This window comes from Nioella aestuarii (genome assembly GCF_050896395.1).
Lineage (GTDB): Bacteria > Pseudomonadota > Alphaproteobacteria > Rhodobacterales > Rhodobacteraceae > Nioella > Nioella aestuarii.
Window position 1 is genome coordinate 130,666 of sequence record NZ_JBPBBA010000001.1, and the last position, 10,999, is coordinate 141,664.

Consider the following 10,999-nt stretch of genomic DNA (forward strand, 5'->3'; position numbering starts at 1 on the left):
AGACAAAGCGCAGATGAAGTCCGCAGGCAATGCCCTGTCAGCCAAGCGCGGTGAAGGCGCGGTCGAGCCCTTCCGCCACCTCCTCCACGTCGTCAAGCGACAGGCACATGGGCGGCACCATGCGCAGCACCGATTGCGTAGGGCCGGATTTCGACAGGATCAGACGCGAAGCGCGGCAGTTCTCGAACACCGCCGACGTGGTTTCGCGGTCGGGTTCCTTGGTGCGCCGGTCCTTGACCATCTCGATGGCCAGCATCAGCCCCCTGCCCCGCACATCACCGATGGCCTCGTGTTTGTCCTTCAGCTCATGCAGGCGCTTCAGCAGTGCCGCGCCGACCGTGCGCGCATTCTCCTGCACATTATCCTCTCGGATCACCTGCAATACCGCGCGTCCCGCTGCGCAGCTGGTGGGGTTGGCCCCATAGGTGTGGAACATGAACTTTTCCGCCATCGGCGCGGCAATGTCCTTGCGCGTCACCACGGCCCCAAGCGGGAAGCCATTGCCGATGCCCTTTGCCATGACGACGATATCGGGCACCACGCCATCGGCCTCGAACCCCCACATATGATCACCGGTGCGCCCAAACCCCGATTGCACCTCGTCCGCGATATAGAGCCCCCCGGCCGCGCGCACCCGCTCTGCCGCACCCGACATGTAGCCCTTGGGCATCTCGATGATTCCGCCATAGCCCTGCACGCTTTCCACCAGCATCCCGGCGATGCGGCCAGAGGTGGCGGTGGCAATGGTGCGCTCGATCTCATCCAGATACGGCGCCGCACCGGCGTTTTCCCCGAAGATCCCGCGATACTGGTTGGGGTCGGCCACGAAAGCCACGTTGCCGGGCATACCGGGATGCCGCCAGGTAGATATGCCGGTGACGGATTGCGCGGCGGCGGTCGGCCCGTGATAGGCGGTGCGCAGAGCCAGCAGATCAAGATTGCCCGTGTAGGTCCGCGCGATGGTCATGGCCAGGTCGATGGCCTCGGCCCCGGAATTGGTGAAATGCACCACCCAGTCATGGCCTTTTGGCATGGTCGCGGCCAGTTCCTCGGCCAGATGCGCCGGAACCGGGTGATAGAACATCGTCGTGCAATGGGTCAGATCGGCGGCCTGCGCTTGGGCGGCGGCGACAACCTTGGGGTGGGAATGGCCGACTGAGATACAGACGTTCATGCCCAGAAGGTCGGTGTAGCGGTTGCCCTCGGCGTCCCACAGATACTGCATCTCACCCTTGCGAAAGACGATCGGATCCTTGAAGGGCACAAACTTGGTCTGCGTGGCAGCATAGTAGGTGTCGCGGCGGCGGGCGGTGCCTTCGGTTGTCCAATCAATGGGAAGGTCGGTCATCAGAATTCCTTTCAGGCGCGCAGGCAGATGTTCTCGGGGTCGAATGGTGGGCGGTCCAGCACCGTTGCGGCGCGGCGCTGGCCAAGGACTTCAATACTCAGGGCCTCACCGGACAAGGGTTCGCGCAGCAGCGCTAGGGCCAGAGCATGACCAACCCTATGGCCAAATCCACCCGAAGTGACGATACCGATGATCCTCTCTCCCTGCCAAACCGGGTGGGAATAAAACGGATCCGTGGTCCCGTCTTCGATATGCAGAAGAACCGAGTGCCAGTCACCTGAACGGGACAGCATGACGTCGCGTCCGGGGAATTGCCTGCCCTCCGTCTTGGTAAATGCGGCAAGGCCCGATTCCAGCGGCGAGCGTTCCGTGGTTAGATCCGCGCCCCACCCGCGATAGCCCTTCTCCAAACGCATGGAATTGGCGGCATATGCGCCATAGAGGCCGATCCCATGGGGTTGGCCCGCCGTTTCCAAAGCGTCAAACAGCGCTGGCAGATGGCCCACTTCGGCATGAAGTTCCCACCCGAGTTCACCCAGGTAGGACACCCGCAATGCCCGAACAGGCAAGCCCGCAACGGTGATCTGCTGCACGCTCAACCAGGGGAAACCAGTGCCAAGATCGGCATCCGTCATTGCCCTCAGCACATCACGCGACTTCGGTCCCATCAGGCCAATGACGCCAAGTTGTTCGGTGACGTTGGCTACGGTCACATCGAAACCCGCCGCGAGAACGGTCAGTTGATCAAGGTCAATCTCCTCCGCAGCCGCTGCGCTGGTCAGGTAGGCGTGGTCCTCTGCTAGCCTGGCCACGGTGAATTCCGACAAAACACCGCCCGCCGGGGTCAGCGTATGGACCAGGCCAATCCGACCGATGCGCGGCGGCGTATTGGCCCCGAGCGTATCGAGGAATGCCCCGGTTTCCGGACCGGTGACGTCGAACTTGGAAAAGACCGACAGATCGGCCAGCGCCACGCCGTTGGTCACGCAAGCGACCTCCCGCGCGACAGGCTCGAACCAATTGGTGCGCTGAAAGCTTTCCCGCCCGTGATCGCCCGGCCTGTCCGAAAACCAGTTTGGCCGTTCCCATCCATGGGCCGCGCCCATGACAGCGCCGCGCGCGATCATCCGGTCATGCAGCGGCGTCAGGCGCAGCCCGCGGCCGGCGGGGCGTTCCTCATGGGGGTAGTGCACTCCGAATTGCAGGCCGAAGCACTCCACCGCCTTGGCCACACGGAATTCTCGATCCGCCCAAGGCCCGAAGCGGCGGCTGTCTACCGCCAGCGCATCCATCGGCGGCGCACCATGGGTCATCCAGTGCGCAAGGAACCAGCCAGCGCCGCCCCCTTCCATCACCCCCATGGAAGACCCGGTCAGCAACCACGCGCCCGGCACGCCATGGGCCGGACCAATCAGCGGATTGGCGTCGGGCGTAAAGGTGATCGGGCCGTTAACCACTGTCTTAACCCCGCCATTCCCGACGGCGGGAACACGCGCCATTGCGGCCTCGATAATATGCTCCACCCGGTCCAGATCGGGCGGCATAAGCTCCGCCCCGAACTCAGGCGGCACCCCGTCGACGGACCAGACCTGCGCCTCTTTCTCGTATGGTCCTAGGATCAGCCCGTCGCGTTCCTGACGCAGATACCAGCTTTCCTCGGGGTCGCGGATCATCGGCAGTTCCGGCAGACCCGCCGCGATGCGCGCGGCAACCTCTGGCACAGTATCGGTCACGAGATACTGATGCAGCACAGGAACAGAGGGCACATTCACGCCCATCATCTGGCCAATCTCGAAGCCCCATGTGCCTGCCGCATTCACTAGTTGGCGGGCACGGATCGTCCCTTTGGGCGTTTCCACGATCCAGCCTGCGCCCTCGCGCCTGATCGATTGAACCGGATTCTGCCTGAGGATCGTCACACCATGGCGTTGCGCAACCTGCGCCATCGCGTTGGTGGCAAGCGAGGGGTCCACATGACCGTCATCCGGCTCGTAGATCCCTCCGATCAACCCGTCGAGGCGCGTCAACGGATGCAGTTCCGCAATGCGGACGGGTGTTAGGATCTCCAGCGGATACCCAGTAAAGGCAGACAACCCCGCCACATGGCGAAACTCATCCATCCGGTCGGGGTTCTTCGTGACCCGCATCGCGCCGGATCTGTGGAACCCACAGCTTTGCCCTGTCTCTTCGGGCAGCACGTCGCGATAAAGTTTCACTGAATGCGCCCGCAATGCCTGGATCGTGGCGTTGTGCGCGAAATGCGTACACAGCCCCGCCGCATGCCAGGTGGACCCATGGGTCAGATCGTTCTTTTCCGTCAGGACCACGTCAGACCAGCCCGCCTTGGCCAGATGATAGGCCAGCGACACGCCCATTGCGCCGCCCCCGATAATCAGAACCTGCGCCTCGGTCATGCGCGCATCCTTTCGCCTTTGGGGTCGTAGGGGGGCTTTGGCAGCGCCTTTGCTGGATACCGTGTCGCCGCGATCTCGATCTCGAAATGCCGCTCGGTCAGGGGGGTGTCGGTGAGGTCGATCAGCGCAAAGGCCAGGGTCAATCCGGTCCGCGCGCCCCGCCCGCCAGAGGTGGTCAGCCCCACCACGCGGCCGGCCTCCCACACCGGTTCATCATGCAGGATCAGCGGGTCGCCCTCGACCTGCATCAACACCAGCTTACGAGTGAGAGCCCCACGCTGCGCCAGAAGCGCCTCTTTCCCGGTGAAGTCCTTGGTCCAGTCGATGCAAAAGCCCAATCCGGCCTCGAGCGGTGATATCTCCGGCCCCACGTCGTGCCCCCAATGGACGAAGCCCTTCTCCAGCCGACAGGCATCCAAGGCAAAATGTCCCATGGGCCGCGCGCCTCCGGCGACAAGCTGATCGAAAAGCGGCCCGGCCACATCCGGCGCGGCGGTCAGTTCCCATCCCAACTCTCCCACGAAACTCATCCGCGAGGCGCGGAGATCCTTTCGCGCGAAGGGAATGGTTCGGGCCGTCGCGAAAGGGAAGTCGCGCCAGTGATCCCCCGCCACCGCTGTCAGCAGCTCCCGCGCGCCCGCGCCCATGACACCGATCACGCAGGTTTCCTCGGTTACATCCGTCACGGTCACGTCAAAGCCTTGGGATGCCCGCCGCAGGAACGCCCCGTCGCGCCAGCGTGTAGCGGCGCCGGAGATCAGGCGAAAGCGATCAGCTGCCAGGCGGGTTACTGTCACATCGGCTTCGATCCCACCCCGGGCATTCAAAAGCTGGGTATAGGTGAGTTTTCCCTCGGCCACATCCATCCGCGAACACGCCGTCTGTTCCAGGAAGGCCAGCGCATCGGCACCGTGGATATGGAATTTGCTGAACGGGGAAAGATCAAGCAGCACGGTGCCCTGTTCCATCCGCGCGGCTTCACGTTGCGCCATCGGCCACCACGGCTGCGCGCCGGTGGAATAGGGCAGATTGCTCTCTGTCTCTGCCTGTGCATACCAAAGGCCCCGCTCCCATCCAGCTGTCAGCCCGAATACAGCACCTTGTGCCTGCCAGCGGTCATTAAGCGGTGAGGTCCGCAATCCCCGCCCCGCCTTGGGCTGCTTGAATGGCCAGTGCAGGGCGAAGAGGTCCGACACGGCCTCTTGCATCCGCGCGGCCATATGCGCATCGCTTGCAGAATATGGATCGCACCGGGCGATATCGACCTCCCACAGATCCATGGGTGAGGCGTCGTCCGTGATCCAGTCTGCCAGAACCCGTCCAACACCCGCGGATGACATGATGCCGACGGAGTTCATCCCCGCTGCCACGAACAGACCATCCACGCCCGGAGCCTGCCCGACGAGAGGTTTGGTGTCAGCGGTGAAGCTCTCTGGTCCGTTCATGAAGTGCTGAATGCCAGCGGTTTCCAGTGCCGGGATCAGGTTCAGCGCCGCCTCCATGAAAGGGGTAAACTGGTCCCAGTCCTCGGGCATCTCAAGGAAAGGGCGGCTTCCTTCCGGCCCATGTGGATCCCAGCATTTGGCATCGGGTTCAAACCCGCCAATGACGAGCTTTCCGGTGTCACCCTTGACGTAGATCCCCCGGTCGAGGTCGCGCAATACCGGGAAGCCCGCGAATTCAGGGCGAGGCTCCGTCACCACATACATGTGCTCGACAGGCTGTATCGGCAGAGCCAGGCCCGCCGTCGCGGCCAGTTTCTTGGACCAGGCCCCGGCGCAAATCGCCACTTGGTCCGCCTGCATTTCGGTTCCGTCTGACAGCAGAACGCCAGTCACCCGCCCCTGCCTTGTTAGCAGCCGCTCCACGCCTGTGTTTTCCCGGATATCCACCCCACCAGCTTTCGCCGCGCGGGCATAAGCCATGCACAAATCCACTGGGTTGACGCTGGCATCTTCAGGCACTTCCATGACGCCCACCAACCCGGCCGGGTCCACACAAGGCACATCCCGGGCGAGATCCCCTGCCCCGACCATGCGAGGTGACAGGCCGAAATGTTGCCCAAGCGCCGCGATCCGGTGCAGCTCGTCCAGCCGTTCCGAAACACGCGCCAGCCAGTAGCCACCCGTCTTGCGGTAACCAGTCGACAGGCCCGTTTCGAACTCCAGCTTCGGAAACAGCTCACCCGCATACATCGCCAACCGCGTCATGTTGGGCGTGGCACGCAAAGGACCAACGATTCCCGCCGCGTGCCAACTGGTACCGGAGGTCAGTTGATTGCGTTCCAACACCACGACATCCCGCGCGCCTCTTAGCACCAGATGATAGGCAAGCGACAAACCAATCGCCCCGCCGCCAACGATGATGGTCCTGCTCATGGGCGCGTCCCCCGTTGACAGTTTCTTCGCACCCCGGCAGCGTCGTCGCTATGAAAATACACGCGCTTTGGTGCCATCCCCGATCCGTGTCGACCGCCTTTGAACGTATCATGCGGCAAAGGGGTGACCTGACCGTCCTGCACGAACCTTTCATGTATGACTACTACATCGGTGCGGGGAACAAACCGTTCGAGAATTTCGAGCCCGAACCGGGGCACCCGACGGACTACGCAGGCATCCGCGACATGATCCTGCGGCTTGGCGAAGCTGGTCCGGTCTTCTTCAAGGACATGGCCTATTACGTGCAGGACAGCCTGCCCGCTGACCCCGAGTTCATGCGCGCGATGAGCCACGCCTTTCTGGTGCGCGATCCGGCAGAAAGCATCTTGTCCTACCACCGCAAGGACCCGGGTTTCGCCTGCGAAGAGGTCGGACATGAGGGGCTGTGGCGTCTGTACGAACAGCTGCGAGCGGCCGGGCAGAAACCCGTTGTGATCCGCTCGGCAGCGTTGCGTGCGAACCCTGCGGGGCAGATGGCGCGCTACTGGAAAGCCGTGGGATTGAAGGACCGCCCCGGGGCGCTGAATTGGGATAGCGAAGTGCCCGAGGGATGGAAGTCGGTCGAGGCGTGGCACGCTGAGGTGCTGTCTTCGACAGGCATCAAACCGGCGGAGGACCGGGATTATTCCGCCGAACTGGCGGAGCTTGGTGCGCCCTACACAGACTATGACGCCCATCATCGACCGTTCTACGATCTGCTGTGTCGAGCGGCGGACGAGGATGCACATCAGAAGTAACTCCGATCTTCGGTCTCGGATTTCCGCCGCGCTATGTAGTCTTTCAGCGCCGCGTCTATGGCGGGGTCTAGGCCGGGGTCCCCGTAATCTGCTAAGCGCTCTTTCCACAGTGCATTTGCCCGCGCGGCCATGTCGAGCGCACCAGAACCGAACCATTGTTCATATGAGTTGTTGTCGGGCAGATCGGGACGGAACAGTGCGCCAAGGAAATTCGCCTGCGTATGGTCCGAGCCTAGGAAATGCCTGCCCGGCCCGGTGTCCGCAATCGCCTCCATTGCCTGCGCGTTCTCGGACAGGTCGATGCCGTCGAAGAACCGCGCAACCTTTCCGCAAAGATCTGCGTCCATCATGGTTTTTTCATAGCCTGTGACCAGACCGCCCTCCAGCCAGCCGGTCGCGTGGTTGATCATGTTGGCGCCCGCGAACATCGACATGAGCAGGCCCCACGTGCCTTCCTGCTGGCTTTGCCCATCCGGCAGTTTCGACGCGGAAAGCGTACCCACGGTATGAAACGGCACCCCGAGCCGCCGCGCCAGCTGCCCCGCTGCCAGAACCATCTGCCCCGCTTCCGGCGTGCCGAAGGTGGGGGCCCCGGTCTGCATCGACATGGTCGAGGCAAACGATCCCATCAGGCAGGGCACGCCGGGGTTGATCAGTTGCACCAGCGCCAGGCAGGCCATCGCCTCGGCCAGGACCTGCGCCAGCGTTCCAGCAACGGTCGTGGGGCTCATGGCCCCCGTCAGGGTCCAGGGCGTGCAGGCGACCGGCTGGCCGGCGCGGGCGTAGGTCTTCAACGCGCCGGACATGTTCGCATCCATGACCAAAGGCGCATTGGTGTTGGACACGCAATATAGCACCGGGTTTTCGGCCACATAGTCCTCACCGAACAGAATGCGCGCCATATCAATGGCATGGCCTGCCCGTTCCGCGCCAATGAATGCCCCCATAAAGGGCCGGTCGGACCACCGGATATGGGCGTAGAGCATGTCCAGATGCCGCTTGTTCGCGGGGAGGTCCACCGGTTCGCAGACCACGCCGCCGGAATGGTGCAGCCAAGGGATCATGTGGTGCAGCTTCACCAGATCGGTGAAGTCCTGGTAGCTGGCGTAACGCCGGCCACGGTCGAGGTCCTGAACAAAAGGCGGCCCCCAGGACGGGCACAGCACGCTGGCACTGCCGCCGACGCGCACCGATTTCGCAGGATTACGCGCGTGCTGTATGTATTCGGCGGGCGCCGATGCGGTGATGATCCGACGACAGAATCCAGGCGCGAACCGAACCCGCGTACCATCCACATCGCAACCGGCGTCAGCGAAGATCTGTAAGATCTCGGGATCGTCGTGAAACTCCATCCCGGTATCTGCAAGGATGCGGTCGGCGTTGGCCTCGATCAGCTCCAGCCCTTCTTGCGATAGAACCGGCAGCGGCCCGATCTTTCGATCGACATAAGGCACTCGAATGGTGTTGCTCTGCGCCACCCTCCTCTTGCCACGTCTCGCCATGCCAAACCCCTGTTTCTTCTTGTAAGAGCTTGACCGCAACCCTTCACGCACGGCAAACAAAACCACACAGCATTAGGAATTCTTATGATGCAGGCGAAACTCTCGTCCCGGCTGCTTTCCGACAAGAACCTCGTGACGGCGCTGGAGGTCTTCGTGGCGATTGCCGAAACCCGGCAGGTCACGATGGCGGCGAAGCTGCTTGGCATCACGCAATCAGCGGCCTCACAACAGCTGGCTTCGCTGGAAGACGCCTGTGACGCCCGGCTGGTGGATCGGTCGGTCAGGCCACTCAGGCTGACACAAGCGGGCGAGCTTTGCCTGCGCCACGCGCAGCGTATCCTGAACAGCATAGAGGACCTTGCCACCTCTATGCGCCATGAGGGGCCGCAACCCATCAGCGTGCTGCGCGTCGGTATGCTGGCCTCGATCGCCACGACGCTGACGCCGCCGCTCGTCAACCTGACGAAGACCGATTTCGGGGTGGAGGACCTGACACTCCATGCCGGTCAAAGCGGCGACCACGAGGCGCTATTGCGCAGCAAACGCGCCGATCTGGTCGTTACCTCGAACCCGTTCTACGACATGGACGGGCTGGAACGGCATGACGTCCTGACAGAGACCTTCCTGCTGGTCCTGCCCGAACATTATCGGGGGCCAAGCGGGTCGCTCTCAGAAATCCTGCAACACCTGCCGCTTGTCCGCTTCGCCGCCACGACAAGTGTCGGACGCCGGACGGAACAGCATCTGCGACGCCTCAAGCTGGCAGTGCCTCGGGTCATTCAGGCGGACCGGTCCAGCATGGTCACGGCCTGCGTGGCGCAGGGGTTGGGCTTTACCATCCTGACGCCGAGCCTGTTGATCGACGGGTTCGTGGAGCAAATGCCGCTTTCGCTGCGCCCGTTGCCAGCAGCCAGCTTTTCGAGGTCAATCACCGTGGTGGCCCGCGCAGGGGAACTGGGCGACTTGCCACAACAGGTCGCGCGCATGGCTGCCCGGACACTGGACAGCCAGGTCACCCGCCAGATGGGAACGGTCGGGCGCGAGGCGCTGCAGCTACATTAGCTTTCCGCCTGAAAGGCCCGCAGCAAGTCCATGCGGGTGATGATCCCGACCAGCCTGCCATCCTGCATCACCGGGTATCGCCTGTGGTTGCTTTCCAAAAAGCGTTGCGCCGCCGTGACGACACCCATACCGGTGTCTAGCGTCTCCACCTTCAAGGTCATGTAGCCCGAAACAGTATCGCCAAGCTCTTGATGGTAGTGGGCGTGCAGCACCGCGCGGAAGCAGTCCTTGGCGGTCAGGATGCCCACCAGACGGCCCAGGTCATCGACCACCGGTGCAGCAGAGATATCATGCTCGATCAGTGTCGCGACAGCGCGGGTGATTTCCAGACCCGGTGCCAGTGTCACGAGGTCCCGGCTCATGTAGCGGTCGATTGTTGCGCCTTGGGTCATTCGGGCGCCCTCCGGTTCGGGCAAGACTCACATGCCCCGCAGGAGAGACCACCGCAACTGCCCTTGATCGGTTTGCCACCCATCATCAGGCCCACACCAAGGCCAAGGGCAGCCAGCAAGAACACGGCCAGTACAGCAAAAAAGACCCCCATCAGCCACGCCCCCCGATCTCTACGAACCCGCGCGCCGCACCCGTCACGGACACCGCGCCGCCCTGTGCCACAAGCACAGCAGACAGCCCTGCGTCACGTGCGTGGGACAGGGCCCGGTCTGTCCCCATCACGAACAACGCCGTTGCCAGACCGTCCGCCATCATCGCCTGATCATGGAAGACCGAGACGGAGGCCAGTGTGTCCCCCGCTGGCGCGCCGGTGCTCGGGTCGATGATATGGCCATATCGCCCACCACTGCCCACGCGATAGCTCTGATCCCACAGCCCGGACGTCGCCACCGCCAGCCCTTGCAGACGCGCAACGCCCGCAAGACCGCCTGCACCATCTTCGATCCCCACCTGCCACGGGCGGCCGTCGGGATGCTGACCGCGCGCAATCACTTCGCCGCCCAGTTCCAGAACGAAATTGCGGGCACCCGCGGACTCCAGCCCATTTGCCATTCTGTCCAGCGCATGGCCTTTGGCGATGCCGCAGAGGTCAAGCGTGACATCAATGTTTTCCCGGGTCAGCCGATTGCCGGTCAGCGCCAGGGCCTGCCACCCCACGTTTTCGCCCCCGTGGATCGGACCAAACCCAAAGCGAGCGACCAGCGGCCCAACCGCGGGATCGAAGGCCCCGCCAGTTTCGGCCGCGATTTGCAGGGCGGCCTGCGTTGTATTAACCACGGCATCAGACAGGGAGGCTTGACCGGCCCGGTTGAAAACCGACAGTTCCGATCCGGCCAGATAGGGGGACATTTGTCCATCCACCTCGGCCACGACCTGCCCAATCAGGTTCGCGATATCCCCTCCGGGCAGATCAGCCGCGAACATCCCCCGCCAGTAAGATCCGAAGGCCTCCCCCCCAAGCACCTGCATATCAGAGGCCACGGCAGGTCGCGCGGCGAAGGTAGCGGCGGAAAGGGCAAGGAAATGGCGGCGGGTCAGGGTCATG

The 10,999-nt window shown here is 63.2% G+C and carries 8 protein-coding genes; 2 read left to right on the forward strand and 6 right to left on the reverse strand.

The window, feature by feature from the left end; all coding sequences use genetic code 11:
- Positions 1–37: 37 nt before the first annotated feature.
- Genes ACROHD_RS00685 through ACROHD_RS00695 form a run of 3 tightly spaced genes read right to left on the reverse strand, consistent with a single transcriptional unit; the run spans position 38 to position 6,140 of the window.
- Complete coding sequence (locus ACROHD_RS00685; RefSeq protein ID WP_432675338.1) at positions 38–1,348, reverse strand: aspartate aminotransferase family protein; 1,311 nt, start codon at positions 1,346–1,348, stop codon at positions 38–40.
- A gap of 11 nt (positions 1,349–1,359) precedes the next feature.
- Entirely contained in the window at positions 1,360–3,762 is a 2,403-nt protein-coding gene (locus ACROHD_RS00690) for a GcvT family protein (protein WP_432675339.1), read from the reverse strand.
- Complete coding sequence (locus ACROHD_RS00695) at positions 3,759–6,140, reverse strand: GcvT family protein (protein ID WP_432675340.1); 2,382 nt, start codon at positions 6,138–6,140, stop codon at positions 3,759–3,761. Before ACROHD_RS00695 ends, ACROHD_RS00690 begins: the two co-directional genes overlap by 4 nt.
- A 50-nt stretch (positions 6,141–6,190) precedes the next feature.
- On the opposite strand from ACROHD_RS00695, the gene ACROHD_RS00700 reads away from it, so the two are divergent.
- Positions 6,191–6,937 (forward strand): sulfotransferase-like domain-containing protein, encoded by a 747-nt coding sequence (locus ACROHD_RS00700; RefSeq protein WP_432675341.1) that lies wholly within the window; start codon positions 6,191–6,193, stop codon positions 6,935–6,937.
- On the opposite strand, the gene ACROHD_RS00705 is transcribed toward ACROHD_RS00700, so the two are convergent.
- Positions 6,928–8,439 carry a trimethylamine methyltransferase family protein gene (locus ACROHD_RS00705; protein WP_432675342.1) on the reverse strand — a complete coding sequence of 504 codons (1,512 nt, stop codon included), beginning with the start codon at positions 8,437–8,439 and terminating at the stop codon, positions 6,928–6,930. The genes ACROHD_RS00700 and ACROHD_RS00705 overlap by 10 nt on opposite strands.
- 87 nt (positions 8,440–8,526) lie before the next feature.
- Between ACROHD_RS00705 and ACROHD_RS00710 the strand changes: the two genes are divergently transcribed.
- Positions 8,527–9,501 (forward strand): LysR family transcriptional regulator, encoded by a 975-nt coding sequence (locus tag ACROHD_RS00710; RefSeq protein WP_432675343.1) that lies wholly within the window; start codon positions 8,527–8,529, stop codon positions 9,499–9,501.
- Here ACROHD_RS00710 and ACROHD_RS00715 read toward each other — a convergent pair.
- Together ACROHD_RS00715 and ACROHD_RS00720 are read right to left on the reverse strand one after the other, a co-directional pair.
- Positions 9,498–9,893 (reverse strand): CBS domain-containing protein, encoded by a 396-nt coding sequence (locus ACROHD_RS00715; RefSeq protein ID WP_432675344.1) that lies wholly within the window; start codon positions 9,891–9,893, stop codon positions 9,498–9,500. The two genes, ACROHD_RS00710 and ACROHD_RS00715, sit on opposite strands and share 4 nt — an antisense overlap.
- Before the next feature lie 151 nt (positions 9,894–10,044).
- Positions 10,045–10,998: an FAD:protein FMN transferase gene (locus ACROHD_RS00720; RefSeq protein ID WP_432675346.1), complete on the reverse strand. Its 954-nt coding sequence runs from the start codon at positions 10,996–10,998 to the stop codon at positions 10,045–10,047.
- Position 10,999: the final 1 nt, after the last annotated feature.

Bases quoted from the DNA above. Each gene is read 5' to 3' on its own strand.
- ACROHD_RS00685 (WP_432675338.1), bottom strand. From the start codon at position 1,348: ATGACCGACCTTCCCATTGATTGGACAACCGAAGGCACCGCCCGCCGC.
- ACROHD_RS00690 (WP_432675339.1), bottom strand. From the start codon at position 3,762: ATGACCGAGGCGCAGGTTCTGATTATCGGGGGCGGCGCAATGGGCGTG.
- ACROHD_RS00695 (WP_432675340.1), bottom strand. From the start codon at position 6,140: ATGAGCAGGACCATCATCGTTGGCGGCGGGGCGATTGGTTTGTCGCTT.
- ACROHD_RS00700 (WP_432675341.1), top strand. From the start codon at position 6,191: ATGAAAATACACGCGCTTTGGTGCCATCCCCGATCCGTGTCGACCGCC.
- ACROHD_RS00705 (WP_432675342.1), bottom strand. From the start codon at position 8,439: ATGGCGAGACGTGGCAAGAGGAGGGTGGCGCAGAGCAACACCATTCGA.
- ACROHD_RS00710 (WP_432675343.1), top strand. From the start codon at position 8,527: ATGCAGGCGAAACTCTCGTCCCGGCTGCTTTCCGACAAGAACCTCGTG.
- ACROHD_RS00715 (WP_432675344.1), bottom strand. From the start codon at position 9,893: ATGACCCAAGGCGCAACAATCGACCGCTACATGAGCCGGGACCTCGTG.
- ACROHD_RS00720 (WP_432675346.1), bottom strand. From the start codon at position 10,998: ATGACCCTGACCCGCCGCCATTTCCTTGCCCTTTCCGCCGCTACCTTC.